14 protein-coding genes are annotated in these 17,698 nt (G+C 72.9%); 9 read left to right on the plus strand and 5 right to left on the minus strand.

Features of this window, described 5'->3' with window-relative positions:
- Window positions 1–108 precede the first annotated feature (108 nt).
- Window positions 109–1,566 carry a deoxyribodipyrimidine photolyase gene (locus IPH07_17860; protein MBK6919266.1) on the plus strand — a complete coding sequence of 486 codons (1,458 nt, stop codon included), beginning with the start codon at window positions 109–111 and terminating at the stop codon, window positions 1,564–1,566.
- Window positions 1,567–1,585: 19 nt separating this feature from the next.
- Here IPH07_17860 and IPH07_17865 read toward each other — a convergent pair whose 3' ends face one another.
- Both IPH07_17865 and IPH07_17870 read right to left on the minus strand, forming a co-directional pair.
- Window positions 1,586–2,824: an RNA polymerase sigma factor RpoD/SigA gene (locus IPH07_17865; protein ID MBK6919267.1), complete on the minus strand. Its 1,239-nt coding sequence runs from the start codon at window positions 2,822–2,824 to the stop codon at window positions 1,586–1,588.
- A gap of 203 nt (window positions 2,825–3,027) precedes the next feature.
- Entirely contained in the window at window positions 3,028–5,601 is a 2,574-nt protein-coding gene (locus IPH07_17870; GenBank protein MBK6919268.1) for a serine/threonine protein kinase, read from the minus strand.
- Between the two features lie 34 nt (window positions 5,602–5,635).
- On the opposite strand from IPH07_17870, the gene IPH07_17875 reads away from it, so the two are divergent.
- From IPH07_17875 to IPH07_17890, 4 genes are all read left to right on the plus strand, one after another.
- Complete coding sequence (locus IPH07_17875) at window positions 5,636–6,232, plus strand: sigma-70 family RNA polymerase sigma factor (GenBank protein MBK6919269.1); 597 nt, start codon at window positions 5,636–5,638, stop codon at window positions 6,230–6,232.
- Window positions 6,233–6,325: 93 nt separating this feature from the next.
- Window positions 6,326–6,697 carry a hypothetical protein gene (locus tag IPH07_17880; GenBank protein ID MBK6919270.1) on the plus strand — a complete coding sequence of 124 codons (372 nt, stop codon included), beginning with the start codon at window positions 6,326–6,328 and terminating at the stop codon, window positions 6,695–6,697.
- 91 nt (window positions 6,698–6,788) lie between these two features.
- Entirely contained in the window at window positions 6,789–8,441 is a 1,653-nt protein-coding gene (locus IPH07_17885) for a VCBS repeat-containing protein (GenBank protein ID MBK6919271.1), read from the plus strand.
- Window positions 8,442–8,478: 37 nt separating this feature from the next.
- Entirely contained in the window at window positions 8,479–11,430 is a 2,952-nt protein-coding gene (locus tag IPH07_17890) for a serine/threonine protein kinase (protein MBK6919272.1), read from the plus strand.
- On the opposite strand, the gene IPH07_17895 is transcribed toward IPH07_17890, so the two are convergent.
- Window positions 11,424–11,606, minus strand: a complete 183-nt coding sequence (locus tag IPH07_17895) for a hypothetical protein (GenBank protein MBK6919273.1) — start codon at window positions 11,604–11,606, stop codon at window positions 11,424–11,426. The genes IPH07_17890 and IPH07_17895 overlap by 7 nt on opposite strands.
- Window positions 11,607–11,805: 199 nt before the next feature.
- Here IPH07_17895 and IPH07_17900 point away from each other — a divergent pair, with 199 nt between their 5' ends.
- The 4 genes from IPH07_17900 to IPH07_17915 all read left to right on the plus strand — a co-directional run bounded on the left by IPH07_17900 (window position 11,806) and on the right by IPH07_17915 (window position 15,780).
- Window positions 11,806–12,141: a gamma-glutamylcyclotransferase gene (locus IPH07_17900; GenBank protein ID MBK6919274.1), complete on the plus strand. Its 336-nt coding sequence runs from the start codon at window positions 11,806–11,808 to the stop codon at window positions 12,139–12,141.
- Between the two features lie 81 nt (window positions 12,142–12,222).
- Window positions 12,223–13,287: a hypothetical protein gene (locus tag IPH07_17905; GenBank protein ID MBK6919275.1), complete on the plus strand. Its 1,065-nt coding sequence runs from the start codon at window positions 12,223–12,225 to the stop codon at window positions 13,285–13,287.
- Window positions 13,288–13,303: 16 nt separating this feature from the next.
- The gene (locus tag IPH07_17910; GenBank protein MBK6919276.1) at window positions 13,304–14,491 is read left to right on the plus strand and encodes a sigma-70 family RNA polymerase sigma factor; all 1,188 of its coding nucleotides are present in this window, start codon (window positions 13,304–13,306) and stop codon (window positions 14,489–14,491) included.
- Entirely contained in the window at window positions 14,488–15,780 is a 1,293-nt protein-coding gene (locus tag IPH07_17915; GenBank protein ID MBK6919277.1) for a hypothetical protein, read from the plus strand. The genes IPH07_17910 and IPH07_17915 overlap by 4 nt, the downstream gene beginning before the upstream one ends.
- A gap of 38 nt (window positions 15,781–15,818) precedes the next feature.
- Here IPH07_17915 and IPH07_17920 read toward each other — a convergent pair whose 3' ends face one another.
- Both IPH07_17920 and IPH07_17925 read right to left on the minus strand, forming a co-directional pair.
- Window positions 15,819–17,072 carry a hypothetical protein gene (locus tag IPH07_17920; protein MBK6919278.1) on the minus strand — a complete coding sequence of 418 codons (1,254 nt, stop codon included), beginning with the start codon at window positions 17,070–17,072 and terminating at the stop codon, window positions 15,819–15,821.
- A 30-nt stretch (window positions 17,073–17,102) separates the two neighbouring features.
- Complete coding sequence (locus IPH07_17925; GenBank protein MBK6919279.1) at window positions 17,103–17,672, minus strand: hypothetical protein; 570 nt, start codon at window positions 17,670–17,672, stop codon at window positions 17,103–17,105.
- Window positions 17,673–17,698 lie beyond the last annotated feature (26 nt).

Genomic DNA, 17,698 nt, shown 5'->3' on the forward strand with positions numbered 1-17,698 from the left:
GTCCCGACCTCCGGTTCCCCGAAGCTACGGCCGAGGTGCTCGGTTGTCAAAGGTTGGTTCAATGGTAGTTTCCAGGTTGTGCACGACGTCGTCGCCGACTCGCCCGCGCTGCGCCGTGTGGTCACCTCGGAGGCCCCGGTGCGGCCCGACGGCGAGTACGTGCTGTACTGGATGCGAGCGAGCCGTCGGCTGGTCGACAACTTTGCGCTCGACCGCGCGGTGGCGTGGTGCCACGAGCTGGGCCGGCCCCTGCTCGTGCTCGAGGCGCTGCGGTGCGACTACCCCTGGGCCGCCGATCGCCACCACGCGTTCGTGCTCGACGGCATGCGCGACAACCTGCGCACGGCGACGGCGGCTGGCGTCGCGCTGCACGCCTACGTCGAGCCGACCGTGGGCGCCGGCAAGGGCCTGCTCGCCGCGCTGGCGGCCCGCGCATGCGTGGTCGTGACCGACTTCCACCCGTCGTTCCACTTCCCCGCGATGCTGCGGGCGGGCATCGACGCCTCACCGGTGCGCCTCGAGGCGATCGACGGCGTCGGGCTGGTACCCCTGCGAGCGACCGCGACCGCGGCGGTGACCGCCTACGCCTTCCGGCGGCAGCTGCAGCAGCTGCTGCCGATCCATCTCGAACGCTTCCCGCGGGCACGACCGCTGCGCGACGCGGTCGTGCGCGGCGCGGTGGTACCGGCCGACATCATGCGCCGCTGGCCGGCCGCCGATGTGGACACGCTCGCCGCGACCCCCGCGGCGCTGGCACGGCTGCCGATCGACCACGCCCCTGGCCGGGTGGACGTCGAGGGTGGGCCGCGGGCCGCGGCCGCGCGGCTGAGCGAGTTCCTCGCGTCGGGGCTCGGACACTACGGCGATCGCAATCACCCCGACCGCGACGCGACCAGCGGCCTGTCACCCCACCTGCACGTCGGCCACATCGGCCCGCACGCGGTGCTGCGCGCGATCGGGAAGCAGCACGACTGGACGCCCGCCGATCTCGGCGCGGTGCGCAACGGCGCGCGCGAGGGCTTCTGGGGGCTGCCGTCGCCGGTCGAGGGCTTCCTCGATCAGCTGGTGACCTGGCGCGAGCTGGGCCACAACTTCGCGACCCACCGCGACGATCTGGAGCGCTACGACTCGCTCCCGACCTGGGCGCTGCAGACCCTCGAGCGGCACGCCGGCGATCCCCGCGGCTGGCACTACGATCGCGACGCACTCGAGCGCGGCATGACCCATGATCCGATCTGGAACGCCGCCCAGACCGAGCTGCGCGAACGCGGCGCGATCCACAACTACCTCCGCATGCTGTGGGGCAAGCTCGTGCTGCAGTGGAGCGAGCACCCGCGGGTCGCGCTCGAGCACCTCATCCACCTCAACAACCGTTGGGCACTGGATGGGCGCGATCCCAACTCGTACAGCGGCATCCTGTGGACCTTCGGCCGCTACGACCGTCCGTGGGGTCCCGAGCGTCCCATCTTCGGCACCGTGCGCTACATGACGAGCCAGCAGACCCGACGCAAGCTACAGCTCGCGACGTATCTCGCCCGCTACGGCGACCAGCGTCAGCTGGCGTGAAGCAGCTCGTCGTTTCCGGCTATGCCTCGCGGCCCTCGCAGACGTCCGCGCGGGCGAAGCCGTCGCGCTCGAGCGCGCCACGCAGTCGCGTGAGCGCTCCCTGCTGCAGCTGGCGGATGCGCTCGCGCGACAGCGAGTAGGCCTCGCCGACCTCGCGCAGGGTCATCGGCTCGTCGCCGTCCAGGCCGAAGCGACGCCGCAGGATGTCGCGCGCACCGTCGTCGAGTTCCTCGAAGGCCCGCTCGAGCACGTCGAGCAAGCGACGTTCGTGCAGATCTTCGTCGGAGGCCGGCGCGTCGTCGGCCAGCGCGTCGCGCAGCGCGTCGCGGGTGCCCTCTTCGTCGTCGGGGAGCGGCATCGACTGCTCACGCATGACCAGGTCGAGCTTGCGCAGCTTGGCCTCGGAGGTGCCGAGCGCGGCGGCGAGCTCGGCTTGTTCCGGCGCACGTCCGTTCGCACGCTCGAACTCGCGGCGCAGCTTGGCCACGCGGCACTGCAGATCGATCACGTGTACCGGCAGTCGCACGGTGCGACCGGTATCGGACAGCGCGCGACTGATCGCGTGTCGGATCCACCACGCACCGTAGGTCGAGAAGCGGAAGCCCCGGCGGGGGTCGAAGCGGTCGACCGCCGTCATGAGGCCGATGTTGCCCTCCTGGATCAGATCCGAGAGCGGCAGGCGGCCGGTCGACTGGTAGCGATGGGCCATGGTGACGACCAGACGCAGGTTGGCGCGGGCGAACGCCTCCCGCGCGGCCGTGATCGCGGCGCGGCACGCGTGCAGGCTCGCGCTCGCGGACGACAGCGCGCCGGACTCCACCGCGCGGCGCAGTCGCAGGCTCGATGGCGTCGCACCGTCGGCGAGCGCGTGCACATCGGCGGCCAAGCGGTCGGCGAGCTCGCAGCCACCGTCGGCGTAGGCCAGTGACTCGAGCAACGCCTCGACGTCGGCGCCTGCCAGCTCGCCGCGCTGCCGCGAGAGCGCGCGCAGGGGCTCGAGATCGATCTCGCCGCGCAGCTGCGCACGTGCGGCGACGATGACCTCGACCATCGCGCTGCGCAGCGGCGCGATCGCGAAGAGGCGGCGCCAGTACTGCTGCTTGAGCCCCTGCAGTCGCAGCGCGGCCTGGGTCTCGCGGTCACCCTGCAAGAGCGGCTGCGCGTCGAGCTCGTGGAGGTAGCGACCGATGATCTCGTCGGCCGCGTGGCGGCCACCGCCGTGGCTGCGGGTCGAAACGCTGGGGGTCCGTCGGGTCATGGTCACGGGTCCGCTCCTGTTCGGTCGACGCGCGGCGTCGACTGCCCCAGGATGACGCCTTGTCCAAGGTTGGTCAAGGTGTTTGTTCAATGTTTGAACACCCTGGGTCTCGGGTCCGCCGTCGCGCCGAGATCGCGCGGCCCGGCCTGGGCCCGCGATCGGCGGCCGATGCGTCTGCACGGTCGGGGAACCCGGCCCGGGCGCTACGGCAGCGCCGCGAGTTCGGCTGCGATCGCCGTCGCCAGCTCGGGGCCGATCACCATGCCCTCGATCGCCGCGGAGGCGGCGGCGAAGCACTGCCGCGCGCGCGCCGACTGACCTTCGCGCGCCCAGGTCTTGCCCTCGGCGAACCAGGTCTCGCTGGTCATGATGGGGTTGTCGCCGAAGTGCTCCCGCGCGCGGCGGAGCTGCAGCCGCGCCGCCGCGGCGTCGCCGGCTGCGGCCTCGGTCTCGCCGAGTCCGAACAGCGGCCAACCCACGGTGGGGTCATCGGGCCCGAGGATCTCGATCGCTTCGTGGTATCGCCGTCGCGCGGTGCCGTAGTCGCCACGGGCGTGGGCGACCTCGGCCTGCCCGATGCTCGGCAAGCTGAGATCGGGATGGTGGGCCTCCACCGTCGTGGCCCAGATCGCGGCGCTGCGCTCGAACGCGTGCTGGGCCTGGTCGAGGCGCCCCGCGGCCAGCTGCGCCCGTCCCAGCAGGTACAGCGCGAGCGCGAGCTGCCGTGGCACCTCGGCGCGCTCGAGCAGCGGGATACCGCGCTCGAAGGCCGCGATCGCACGCTCGACGTCGCCGAGGTCGTCCCATGCCGAGCCGACGCCGACCCACGTGATGCCGACGTCGGGGTGATCGGGCCGGAATGCCCGACTCGCAATCGCCAGCGAGGCCAGCTGCTGGGCGAGCAGGCTCGGTACGTCGCCGTCGAGCCGCAGCACCGTGACGTAGAGCGTGCGCGCGCGCAGCTGCGCGACCGGATCGCCGTCGAGTTCACCGTCGTCGACCATCCGCAGCAGCTCGCGCGCCTGCACGCGCATGGTCGCGAGGTCGCCGACCCGTTCGGCCGCGCGGGCGATTGCCACGCGCGCGCGAGCCTCGAGGCCGGGCTCGGCCGCCGCGCGCGCGAGCTCGGCCTCGAGCGGGCGACGCCAGCCCAGCGCAGCCTCGGGATCGATCGAGCCCCCGAGCAGGTGCATCAACACGATCGTCGCGTCCGCCGCGATGTCGTCGAGCGCGGCGGCCTCGGCCACGTAGTACGCGCGCTCGAGCAGCTCGCGCGCCTGGGCGGCCGGTCCCGCGACCGCGTAGGTGCGACCCAGCAGGTAGGCCGCGCGCGCAACCATCTCTGCATCTGCGTTGCGACGGGCCTGCTCCCATGCCGCGCGCGCGGGCGGCTCGGCGGCTGCGAAGTCCCCGGCGTCGAGCAGCACCTGCGTCAGCAACAGCTGCTCGTGGAGCTGGACCCGCTCGCCGTCCGGCGCCGCGGTGCCCTCGTCGCAGCGCGCCGGATCGCCGATGACCTCGCCGAGCCGCGCGCCGTCGTTGCCGCTGAAGCTCGAGGCGGTCTCGAGCCCGAGCACGAGCGACTGCAGCTCGCGATTGCTGCGACGCAGGCACGCGTCGAGCTGCGCGCGGCGGGCTGGGGCGCTGGCGCAGGCGAGCTCGCGCGTGGCGTGCCAGGAGCGTGCGGTGTCCTGCAGCCGGGGCGCGAGATCGTCGGCGGCACGCTGGCCCGCCGCGCCGAAGCGCGCGAGCGCAGCGGCGACCCTGCGCGGCATCACCTGCTCCCAGCCGGGGTCGTCGGCCAGCCGCGCGCAGGCATCGATGCCGTCGCCGGTGGCGATCGTCGCGACCCCCGCGACGACCCCGAGCGCGAGCACGGCGAAGAGGCCACGGCGGTCGCGATCGCGGCGGACCACGCCGCCGATCGCCACCGCCAGCTCGCCCGCCGTACCGCGGCGAGCTGGATCGCGAGCGCGAGCGCGTCGCAGCGCACGCTCGAGCGCACGTGGCCAGCGATGGAGGCCGGCCTCCCCGCGGAGTTCCTCGGCGGTCACGGCGAACGCGTAGAGATCGCTGGCCGCGCTGGCCCGACCGCCGATGATCAGCTCGGGGGCGAGGAACCCACGCGTGCCACCGCGCGCGTCGTCGCCGACCTCGGGTTCGACCGCCATGCCGAAGTCGACCACGCGCACGCGGCCATCGTCGCCCCGCAGGAGGTTCTCGGGCTTGAGGTCGCCGTGCAGGATGCCGGCGGCATGGGCGGCCAGCACCCCCGCCAGCGCCTGTGCCAGCCAGCGCGCCAGCACCACCGCAGTCGGCTGCTCGCGCCGCGCCGCCACCCGCAGGTCGGTGCCCGCGACGAACTCCATCGCGATCCAGGCGTCGTCATGCGCGTCGCGACCGGTGTCGTACACCGGCACGACGTGGGGATCGATGACCCGCGCGAGCGCTCGGGCCTCGCGCAACACCTCGTCGGCACGCGCCCGCGCGTGTCCGCGATGCAGGACCTTGAGCGCCACCCGTCGCTCGAGGCGGTCGTCCCACGCGCTGAACACCGTGCCCATGCCACCGGCGCCCACGCGATCGACGAGTGTGTACGGGCCCAGCCGCGGCGCAGCCACGGGCGCGCCGAACAGCGCTGCGGTCACCGACGCGAACAGCTGCGCCTGCACCACATCATGAGCCGGGCGCAGCTCGCCGAGCGCGCGCGACAGCCCGGCGTCGGTGCTCGCCGGCGCGCCCGCGCGCGCCTCGGACGTGGTGCGTTCGGTCGCCATCGCGCGCGGTGCCTGCGATGGTAGCATCGACGCCGTGGACGACGATCTGCAGCTGCTGCACGCGTGGCGCGGTGGCGACCGCAACGCCGGCCAGTCGCTGCTGCAGCGCCACTTCGATCCGATCGCCCGCTTCTTCCGCAGCAAGCTCGGCGACGACGTGCAGGACCTCGTGCAGCGCACCTTCCTCGACTGCGTCGAGAGCCGCGATCGCATGGGCTGCGTCAGCGTGCGGGCGTATCTCTTCGCGATTGCGCGGCATCGCTTGGTCGACCACCTCCGTGGCCGGCACCTCCGCGAGGTCGATCCCGCGATCACGTCGATGGCCGACCTCGTGACCTCCGCATCGAGCCGGCTGGCGCGCGACGATCGGCAGCGCCTGCTGGCGCTCGCGCTGCAGCAGCTACCGCTCGAGCAGCAGTGCGTGCTCGAGCTTGCGTACTGGGAGGGGCTGAGCGGGCCGGAGATCGCCGACGCCCTCGGGGTCCCGGCGACGACGATCCGCAGCCGCATCACGCGGGCCCGCGATCGCCTGCGCGAGCTGCTGGCGACCCTCGAGACCGACCCTGCCGCGCTCGCGATGCTGCGGGGCGACCTCGATCGCCGCAGCCGTGAGTTCGACCACGCGGGGTGACTGCGTCGATCGCCGCGCGTGTCCGCCTTCGCTGGCATGCATGAGCACGCGTCACGCCCCGACCCCACCTCCGCGGTCCCCTCGCTGGCGAGCATGCCGACCCTGCTCAAGGCAGTGATGGCCTGCTTCGGACTTCACCTCGCCCTGATGGCGTGGATGATCGCGCAGTCGCCGGAGACCCGCGCGCCGTGGATCTCGCTGGTGCTCACCGGCGCCGCCGTCCTCGGGCTCGTGCGCGGCAGCGAGACCGCGCGCGCGCTGGTCCGCGCGGCGTCGGTACTGGGCATGATCGGCGCGGTGGTGTCGCTGCTGAAGCTGGTGCCCGTGATGCGCGTGATGCCGCAGCTGGCCTACGTGGGCCTCGCCGCCGCCGGTTTCGGCCTCGTGGTGGCGGTCCTGACCTTCGTCACGCTCGGCCGCGACGACGTCGCGACCTGGCTGGCGCGGCGCGCCTTCGGCACCTGACGCCGCCACGCCGCCGCGGCCGCGCGCGGCCGGATTCCTCACGAGCCCGCGCGGGAACCCCGTGCCGCCCGGGTCAACACCCGCCCTCCGGATGACGACGACGCGGACCGGCCTGCTCGCCCTCGTCACGATCGCCGGCGCGCTCGCCTGCGGTCAGGACGAGACCAATCCCTTCGACTCGGGCACCGGCGGCGGTGCGGACTCGAGCGCCGGACCGGCGCCATCGTCGACCACGGTCGCAGCCGACGGCTCCGGCACCACCAGCGCCGACAGCTCCGGCGGCGGCGGTCCTTCGCTCGACGTCGGGTTCCGCGAGGACATGGCCCACGGCCCCGCGGCGTGCACGATGGAGACCCCCGCGGACATCGATCCGCGCGGCGCCGTCCCTTGCAACGATCAAGCGCCACCCAACGCCTTCGATGCCGAGGTGCAGTGGAGCTGGGACGGCGGCGAGTCGTACCACACTCCGCTGGTCATCAACCTCACCGACGACAACGGCAACGGCGAGATCGACGTCTGCGACATCCCCGACGTGATCCTGCACGTCGGCACTGCGTTCGGCGCCATCCACATCCTCGACGGTGCGACCGGCGTCGAGCACTTCTCGCTGCCGGGCATGTTCGACCCCAACACCACGCCTGCGGTCGGCGACATCGACGACGATGGCCTGCCGGAGATCGTCGCGAGCGCGGGCTTGCCGTTCGCAGCCACGATGGTGGCGTTCGAGCACGACGGCACGCCGAAGTGGACCAGCACCGCGCCCTTCAGCGCCATGGCTGGCACCGCGATCGGCATCGCCAACCTCGACAACCAGGGCCCCGCTGAGGTCTACGTCGCAGGCGTCGTGGTCGCGGGCGACACCGGCGCGACGCTGTTCACCGCGGGGGCGCAGGCGGGCCTGCTCGCGGGGGCGCTGACGGCCCCGACCGCCGCCGATCTCGACGGCGACGGCACGCTCGAGTTCATCCGCGGCCAGGACGCCTACCACCCCGACGGCACCGTCTGGTACGACGACGACACCATCGCGCCCGGCTTCCCGCAGGTCGCGAACTTCGACGACGACGACGACCCCGAGATCCTCGTGATCAGCACCGAGGGCATCACCGTGCTCGAGCACGACGGCACCGTGAAGTACGCCAACGCGCGGCCCTCGGGCGACCCCAGCGGCTTCTCGTGGTTCCGGCCCGCGACCGTGCACGACTTCGACGGCGACGGCGTGTCGGAGTTCGCCGTCAGCTCCGCGTCGCACTACGCCGCGTACCACCGCGACGCCAGCGTGATGTGGATCGCCAACGTGCAGGACCCCAGCGGCGTCGCGGCCGGCACCGCCTTCGACTTCCTCGGCGACGGCACCGCCGAGGCGATGTTCGCCGACGAGTACCACCTGTTCGCGTTCGACATCGACGGCAACGCGTCGCTGCAGGTCGACCGCAGCTCGGGCACGCTCATCGAGTACCCGGTGGTGGCCGACGTCGACAACGACGGCGCCGCCGAGATCCTCGTGGTCTCCAACAAGAACTTCGAGAACCAGCAGCTGACGCCGACCCTGCAGGTGATCCGTGACTCGCAGGACCGCTGGATTCAGGCCCGCCGCATCTGGAATCAGCACACGTACCACGTGACCAACGTCAACGAGGACGGCACGATCCCCGACTTCGAGCCGCCGTCGTGGCGCCTCCTCAACACCTTCCGCACCAACGCGCAGATCGAGGGCGGCACGGTGTGCATTCCCCCGGCGGGCTGACGGCACGCGGCACCTTGACGTACGATGGCGGGCATTCGTGCCGCCGCTGCTCGACGACGCCGCCGCCAACGCGCCGACCCAACACTCCGCGGGCCGCGAGCGCGTCAGCGGCGACGAGCTGCGGACCCCGAGCGACGCCGACACCGTGCGGCCCGGGCCGGACCCCGACCCGGCCACCAGCGGCACCTTGGCGCGGGGCCGGCTGGTGGGCCGCTTCGTCGTCATCGATCGCATCGGACGCGGCGGCATGGGCGTGGTGCACCTCGCCTACGACCCCGAGCTCGATCGCCGCGTGGCGCTCAAGCTGGTCCATGGGCGCGTGAGCAACGACGAGGCCGGCTCCGCCCGGCTGCTTCGCGAGGCCCAGGCGCTGGCCCAGCTGAGCCATCCGAACGTGGTCACGATCCACGACGTCGGACGCACGCCCGAGGGCATCTACGTCGCGATGGAGTACATCGATGGCCAGACGCTCAGCACCTGGCTGCGCCAGGACGAGCGGCGCCTGCAGCCCATCCTCGACGTGTTCGTGGCCGCCGGGCGCGGGATCGCGGCGGCGCACGACGTCGGCCTCGTGCACCGCGACATCAAGCCCGACAACATCATGATCGGTCGCGACGGCCGGGTGCGCGTGCTCGACTTCGGGCTCGCGCGTGCGGTCGCGCCCCCGAGCGTGCCGTCACTCTCGGAGCCGACCGAAGCCGCCACCGGCCGCGGCGACTCGGGCTCGCGCAGCCTCGACGTGTCGCTGACCGCCACCGGCGAGATCATGGGCACGCCGCTGTACATGTCGCCGGAGCAGTACCGCGGCCGCGAGGTGGATGCCCGCAGCGACGTGTACGCCCTCGGCGTCGCGCTCTGGGAGGCGGTGTGGGGCACGCGACCGTTCGCCGGGCAGACCCTCGCCGAGCTGGCCGCGAACGTCACCGCCGGGCGCATCCGTAGCCCGGCGACACGCGACGGCGCGCCGCCCCGGCGCGTGCCGCCGTGGCTGCGACGCGCGCTGCACCGCGCGATCGCCCTCGATCCCGTCGACCGCTTCGCCGACATGCGATCGTTCGTCGCCGAGCTCGCGCGCGACCGCGGACGCTGGCGGCCGCCGGCGCTCGCCGCCGCGGTGTTCGGCGGCACGGCGGCGGTGCTGTTCGCGACCACCCGCCCCACTGCACCGTGCGCGGACGACCCCGACGCGCTGCGCGGGGCCTGGGACGGACCGCGGCAGGACGCGGTCGCGGCGGTGTTCGCCAGCAGCACGCAGCCGTGGGCCGCGACCAGTGGTGCGACCGTGACGGCCCGGCTCGACGACTACGCGCGCCAGCTCGTGGATGGCCGTCGCGAGGCCTGCGAAGCCACCCACGTCCACGGCACGCAGTCGTCAGCGACGCTCGATCGCCGCATCGTCTGCATCGACCGGCGCGTCCACGAGTTCGACGGTCTCACGCGCGCGCTCGCCGATGGCGGCGATGCCGTGCTCGAGCACGCCGTCACCGCCGCGAACGCGCTGCCCAACGTGGAGGCCTGCGCCGACCCCGAGGCGATCCTGCACGAGCCCGCGTTGCCCGACGACCCACTGCTGCGGCGCGACGTCGATGACACCCGTGCGGAGCTGGCCGCGATCGGCTCCGCGATTTCGCTGCACGCCGACGCCAACCTCGAGCCTCGCATCGAGGCCGCGCTCGCGCGGGCGCGCGGCCTCGGCTACGCGCCGCTCGAGGTCGACGCGCTCATGGTCCGCGGCCGCTGGCAGCGTCGACGGGCCCTGCCGGCGCCGGCGTCCGCGAGCTTCACCGCCGCGTTCGAGGCCGCGCTCGCCTGCGGCTACGAGCGCGCGATTGCCCACAGCGCGTCGGAGCTCGTGTTGGTCGAGAGCGGCCTCGACGCTCGCTTCGATGCCGCCGAGGTCTACGGGCGCGTCGCCACCGGCGCGCTCGAGCGGCTGGGCAACCCGCTCGACCTCCGGATACCGATGCTGACCGACATCGGGCACTTCGAGCTCGTCCGTGGGCGCCTCGACGCCTCGCTCGCGTCGCTGTCGCTGGCGCTCGAGCTGGCCGACACCTCCGAGGATCCGGCGATCCACGACGACCCGTTCCTGTTCCACGCGCTGGCGCGGGCGTTCGTCACGGCCAAGCGCTACGAGGACGCCGAGCGGATGATCGATCGCATGACGGCGACGCTGGCACTGCGCGTCGGCGAACGGCACCCCGACTACGGCCTCGCAGTCGGCAATCGGGCGATGCTGCGCACGGCACAGGATCGACCGGCGGAGGGCCTCGCGCTGTGGCAGCAGGCCTACGACATCGCGGTGGCGGCCTACGGTGCGAACCACACCGAGGTCGCAGCGGCACGCAACGGCATGGGACTCGCGCTCTCCGACCTCGGTCGCGATGCCGAGGCCGAGGTCCAGTACGCCGCGGGTCTCGAGGTCGCCATCCAAGTGTTGGGTGAGTCGCACCCCAACGTCGCGGCCGGCCTCGGCAACCTCGGCGCGGTGCAGCTGCGGCTGGGGCGCGCCGCACAGGCGCGGACCAACCTCGCGCGCGCGCTGCAGATCCGTCTCGAGGCCTTCGGCGAGCTGCACGACACCGTCGGCAAGACCCTCGACCTGCTGGGCGACGCGCAGCGGGAGCTCGGCGAGCTCGATGCCGCGGCCGCCAGCTATCGCCACGCGCTGTCGGTGTTCGAGCAGCTCGGCGGCCGCGACGATCCGCGTCGCGTCTATGCATCGATCGGCTTGGCCGAGGTGCTCGAGTCCCAGCAACGCCCTGGCGAGGCCGCCGCGCTGCTCGAGCACGCACTGCGCATCCAGCCCGAGCGCGCACCGCCGCAGCGACGCGCGGAACTACGCTTCGCGCTCGCCCGCGTGATCGTCGATCACGATCGAGCCCGCGCGCTGGAGCTGGCCGAGGCCGCTCGACGCGCGTACGTCGAGGCGGGACCCCGCTGGGCTGCGCGTGCCGCCGCGCTCGCGCAGTGGCGTCGCGATCACTGACGCGCGGGCGTGTCGACGGGCTCGAACGCGATCTCGACGAGCTCGCCGCTGCGAGCATCGATCCACGCCGTGTCGCGACCGTCGCTGACGCGCCATCGCGCGTCCTCCAGCTGGGTCTGCGTCGGCGCGGCCGTGAGGTACATCGCGGCCTCGACCCGAGCATCAGCTGCGGACACGTGCGTGCCCCCGAAGACATCCCACGCCGAAGCTGCAAGGCAGATTACGCCAGCGGTCGCGGCAGCGAGGAGATCGGCGTGGCGAAGTCGCATACCCGCAACTGTAGCGTCACGTCGACGTGACATTCAAGTCCTCGGCGTTGCGGGGGCGCGCGGCCACCCCCGCGGTGACGCTCGCCAAGGGCCATGCTGGTCGCGGATGACCGCGGGTCCGAAGCCGCTGCTCTTCGTCTACGGCACGCTGCGGGCGGGCGCCGGGCACCCCGCCCACGCCCTGCTCGCCGCGCGCGGACGGCCGCTCGGGAACGCGGAGGTCCGCGGCCGCGTGGACATGATCGACGGCTACCCCGCGCTACGCGACGGCGACGCCGTCGTCCGCGGAGAGCTGTGGGAGATCGATGGCGACTTCACCGACCTCGACGCGTACGAAGAGGTCGCCGCCGGGCCGCCGACCTACCTGCGCGTGCAGGCCGAGGTGTCCTGCGACGACGGCTCCCGGGTCCGGGCATGGCTGTACCGTTGGTCCGAGCCGTGAGCGCGGGCGCGGCGGCGCGGCGGCGCGGGCCATCGTCGCATCGCGACGCTTCGCCGCCCCCTGCTAGCATCGACGATGGTGATGGGATGGGGACCCGCGCTGACGCTGCTGCTCGTGCCCGAGCCGAGCGCCGCGACGTCGTCGCCACGGATCGAGCTGCACTGGCGCGCGCCTTCCGAGTGCCCCGACGAGGCCTCGGTGCGCGCACGCACCGAGGCGCTGTTGATGGAGCCGCAGGCCCACGCGGTGGCCGATGCCGAGGTCGTGCGGAGCGGTGACGGCTTCGCGCTGACGCTCGCGCTGGTCGGTCACGCCGAGGCCACGCAGCAGCACCACGCGCGCGACTGTGACGCGCTCGCGGACGTCGCCGCGCTGGTGGTCGCGGTCGCGGCCGATCCCACCCTCGCGGTGCGCAGCGCCGCCGCCGACGAAGCTGCCGCGGCACCCGAGCCCGCGCCCGCGCCCGCGCCCACGCCACCGGACCCGCCGCCGCCATCCGCGAGCGAGTCCATCGTCGATCCGCTCGCGGTGGTCGCGATCGTGACCGACGACGTCGGCCCGCGTCCGCCGCCCGCTCCCGCGGTCGGCGGGTTGCTCGGCCTGCACGGCGTGGTCGGCCGCGCCGAGCTCCCCGGCGTCGATGTCGGCGTGGGCATCGTTGCCGCGATCGCCTGGCGTCGACTGCGGGCGGAGCTGGGCGGGCGCTACCTCGCCGTGCGACGTCGACCGATCACCGGCGTGGCCGGCGTGCACGCGAGCGTGGCCTCGTGGAACACCACGCTCGCTGGCTGTACGGACTTCGTGGCGGCGCGCCTGCGCATCGGGCCGTGCCTCGGCTTCGAGGTGGGCGTGGTCTCGGCGATCGCCGACGATGCCCCGGTACCGCAGCGCAGCCGCGCGTTGTGGCTCGCCGGTGTCGGCCGCTTGGCGCTGCGCTGGCCCGCCGACGAGCGCGTGCAGATCGACGCCGGCCTCGAGGGCGTCGTGGCCCTGCGGCGCCCCAGCTTCGCGCTGCGCGACCGCCCCGCGGCAGCGGTCGTGACGGGGCCGGGCGGGGTCCGGGCGACCCTCGGATTCGTGGTCGCACTGGGGCATTTGCGGCGAAATTGGCGGCCCCGTGATCCGATCGGACGGAGCCGGAGATGACAGGGGGGCGCCACCCATGAGCCGCCCCATCGAGGCCCCCGAAGCGCCCGTGCGCTTCAGCCACTTCTACCGCGATCACTTCCCGATCGCGTGGCGCGGCCTCGCGCGCCTGGGCGTAGCCCCGCCCGACTGCGAGGACGCGACGCAGGATGTGTTCGTGACCGCGTACCGGCGCTGGCATGCCTTCGACGGCGCACGCGAGCGCCGGGCGTGGTTGTTCGGCATCGTCCGCAAGATCGCGTGGCGATACCGCCGCGGTGAGTCGCGACGCACCCGACGGCAGCGCGCATTCGCAGCGGTGGAGCCGGCGGCGATCTGTGTCGAGACCGCGGTGCGCGAGCACGAGGCGTGGACGCAGCTGCGCGCATTCCTCGACGGCCTCGACGCCGACAAGCGCGAGGCCTTCGTGCTCGGCGAGCTCGAGCAGCTCGGTCGCGTCGAGCTCGGCGCCGCGCTCGGCATCAGCCCCAACACCGCATACTCGCGCCTGCAGGCCGCAAGGCGCCGCTTCTTCGAGCACTTCGCCGCGCTCGGCGATGACGGCTGCGCGCACGTCCTCGCCCACGCAGAGCATGTGCCGCGACCCCCCGAGCACGCCCGCGCGCAGGTATGGATTGCGATCGCGCCGTCGATCGGCGCCGCCGCGAAGGCGGGGGCCCCGATCGCGGCCGCCATCGCGCGAGGGGCGGGCTGGGGTTGGACGGGCAAGCTGGCGATCTCGGCGGTGGCGCTGACGACGACCGCCGTCGCGGTGGGGGGCCTCGCGGCCGCGCCCACCGAGGCAGCCGACCGCGCCGACCCGATCGCCGCGCACGATGGTGCACTGGCCGACACGGATGCGGCGCGCACGACCCCCGCGCTGCTGCCTTCTGCGGCCGGTGCACGCGCGGTCGCGGTCCTCGATGCGAGCGGCGACCAGGGCTCGCCGTCGCACCGCACACGCGCGCCCCGTGGGGTCGGTGCGGCCGTGGGGTTGCCGGGTGACGCCGATCTCGAGGCCGAGATCGCGATGCTGATCGCCGCGCGCGAGGCGATGATCCACGGCGACAGCGCGTCGGCGCGTCGCGAGCTGGCCCGACACCGCGCCCGATTCGCGGGGCACGGACGCCTGGTCCGCCTGCGACGGCAGATCGAACGCGAGCTCGACACGCGCATGATCAACCTCGCCGGTGCCGGAGATGTCCACGTGCAGGAGCACGAATGACGAAGCGATGGACACTGGCGACGGCGATGTTCTCGGGCGGCTGCATCATCGGGCCGGGGGTGATCGGTGAGACCGCCACCGACGGCGGCAGCGACGGCGGTGACGTCACGATCGCGTCGGCCGCGGACCACAGCAGCGGTGATGCCTCGTCCTCGGCGGTCTCGGTGGCCGACAGCGGTGACACCACCGCGGGCGACGCCACCGATGGCACCTGCATCGGCGCGTGCGACGACGTCGCGGTGACCTGCCGGTCGTCGAGCAACTGGACCAATGCGATCGGCATCGAGCGAGCCGCGGACGACACGGTGGTGCTCGCCCTACAACCCAATCTGGGCGCCCCAATGCTCGTGCAGCTCGGCGACGACGGCGACATCGCGACCGTCCTGGGCGACGCGAGCGGCTATCTCCGGGCGTTCGCGATCGGCACCGGCGGTGAGATCGCACTGCTGTATCTCCCCACCGAGGGTGAGCCCGGCGACGGCTACGTCGTCGAGCGCCGCGACGCCTCCAAAAAAGTGCAGTGGTCGCAGCTGGTCACCGCCAACGAAGGCAACCCCGACGGGCCGTTCCTCGAGGGGCACGACGTCGGCGTCGACGGCCTCGGCAACGTCTACGTCGTCGGCGTGCTGTACGGCGATCGCATCCCGCCGATCATCCCGTTCGACGAGATCGTCGATGCCTACGACGCCGACGGCAGCACGAGCTGGCGCTGGACCGAGGACGGCAGCGGGCTTGGCTACGGCCGCATCCTCGCGCCGGTCGAGGACGGCCGCGTGCTCGCATGGTTCTCGATCATGACGGGCGACAACCTCGGCTATCGCGGACGCGGCGTGCTCGGTGGGATCACCGATGGCAGCTACAGCTTCCACGACCCAATGGGCGTCGAGGGCCTCATCGCACCGCTGGTGCAGTCGACCGCGGGCTGGCATGGCGTCCGCAACGTCGAGGGCGGGCTCGCGATCAGTCACTTCGACGGCGAGTTCGAGTTCCTCTCGGTGCGCTACGACGTGCCCAACGTGGGGCCGCTGCCCAGGCCGGTCGGCGTCGTCCCCCACCGCGACGGCGTGGTCGTGTTGCTGTCGTACGAAGACGCGCCCGAGCTCGGCCTCGAGCTGCGCTCCTACGACGCCGACGGGGCGGTGCGATGGTCGGTGACAGAACCCGAGTACACGGCCGCCTACGCCTTCGACCACACGCAGACCTCCGACGGCGGCGTCGCGTTGCTGGGTGGCTACGCGGTCGACAGCGAGCTAGGCCAGGCGTCGTTCGTCTGCACGATCGCGCCGTGAGTGCGTGACGAGGGCGGCGGCGACGAAAGCGGACGACGTCAGTTCGACAGCCGCGACGGCTTGCTCCCGCCGTCGTCGTCCGGCGCGGGCGCAGCCACGCCGATGATCTGCCCCTCGGCGACGAGGAAGACCGTCGGTGAGATCTGACGGCCGCCCTCGTTGCGCTGGTGCACGCCGCGCGTGAGCGCGACGAAGCCCGCGAGTGCATCGGCATCGTCGGAGGCGGCCATCAGGAACAGGCGCCCCTTCTCGGGCACCGACGCGGCGATCAACGGGCCGAGTTCTTCGTGCATGCGCTGCATGAACGCGACGTCGAGGAGCTTCTCGCCGGCGAAGTAGCTGCCGTGGGCGATCCAGAACGAGAACCGCTCCAGCTCGACCCGCTCGACCTCGACCTCGACGCCCGCGAGGTTGGCGAGCGCCTCTTCGCGCATCACCGCTCGATCGCGCGGACGGTCGTGCTTGAACATCGCGAAGGTGTTGGGGTGATCGTGGCCATAGACGATGACCGGCACATCCGTCCCCGGTGGCGCCAGCGTGGTCAACGACTCCCACACCATCTCGTTGTCGAGCCCCCAGCTGGCCGGCTTGAGCGTGAACAACAACGGCCCGTCGGGGGTGCCGCGATCTTCGAACGCGCGCAGCAGCAGACGCGGGCTCTGGGCCTCGCCGTGGGCGAGGAACCGCACCGCCTTGCCGACGATGTTGGATTGCGCGTCGTCGTCGGCGCCGCGGAACATGAACGGGATGTCGGCGTAGCCGTGCGCGTCGGCGATCCATCGCCCGCCGTAGCGCTCTCGCATGACCTCGCCGGTGACCGCCGCCAGCTCGGCGACCGCGGTCCAGTAGGCGACCTCGTCGTCGTCCTCTTCGGGGGTCCCCGCGAGCCTGCGCTCGAGTTCCTCGAGGGCCGACTCGCCGAGCTCGAGCTGTTCGCGCATGAGCACGCGTCGCGACAGCGCCGCGAACGCCTGATCCGCCAGCTCACCCGGGTCGACGCGCGCGACCTCGGAGAGATCGACCGGCGTCTGTTCGACGTACAGCTCGCCGCCCGCGGTTGCGACCGCCTGCGCAACCAGCGGATGCGCGCCACCCAGCGCGACGTACCGCACCACCGCGCCGGCCCACTCGGGCACGCGCTGCGGCAGCAGGACGCGGGCCAGCGCGAACAGGACCGAGAGCTCCGGCATCTCGTCGATCTCGGCCGGCGCGCGATGATCGGTCTGCACGAGGACGCGCTCCCCGCTGGGGGACTCGGTCACGATGTCGACGCGTCGCAGCGAGCAGTACACCGCGACATGATACGCCCGCGGCGGGCCAGTTCAGTCGACGCAGACCCAGTCCGACTGACACTGGCCCGAGCTGGCGCACGCGCACAGCCCCGAGCCGGCATCACAGGTCTGGTTGCCGCAGATCACGCCCGGTGCGTCGCAGCGCAGGAAGCAGATCGCGGCGCCGTCATCGGTGTCGGCACTGCAGGTGTAGCCGTCTCCGAGCGCAGCGCAGTCGCCGTCCTCGGCGCAGGCGGTGACGCACGTGCGCAGGCCGCCGACCAGCGCGCAGGTCTGCGCGGGGTCGATGGCGGTGCACGACGCGTCGTCGTCACACTGCGGCCGCACACACAACCCGTCGACGCAATCGACGTTGGAGGGGTACGGCCCCGGGCACGCAGTGCCGGGCAAGCAGCACTCGGAGGGCACCTCGCAGGTCTCGACGCACTGCAGCACGCCGTCGCCGACGGGCGCGCCGGTCGAGCCATCCTGCGCCGTCGTCGTCGTCGTGCTCGCGTCGCTCGAGCTGCCGCTGCTGCTGCCCTGCGTGGCCGCGGACGTGGAGGTGGTGTCGCCCGGACCGACGTCACCGGCGGGCGCACCACAGCCAAGAACGAACATCACGCATGTCGTGGACCAGCGCAGCT

It is taken from the genome of Deltaproteobacteria bacterium, assembly GCA_016709225.1.
Taxonomy (GTDB): domain Bacteria; phylum Myxococcota_A; class Polyangia; order Nannocystales; family Nannocystaceae; genus Xiheibacterium; species Xiheibacterium phototrophicum.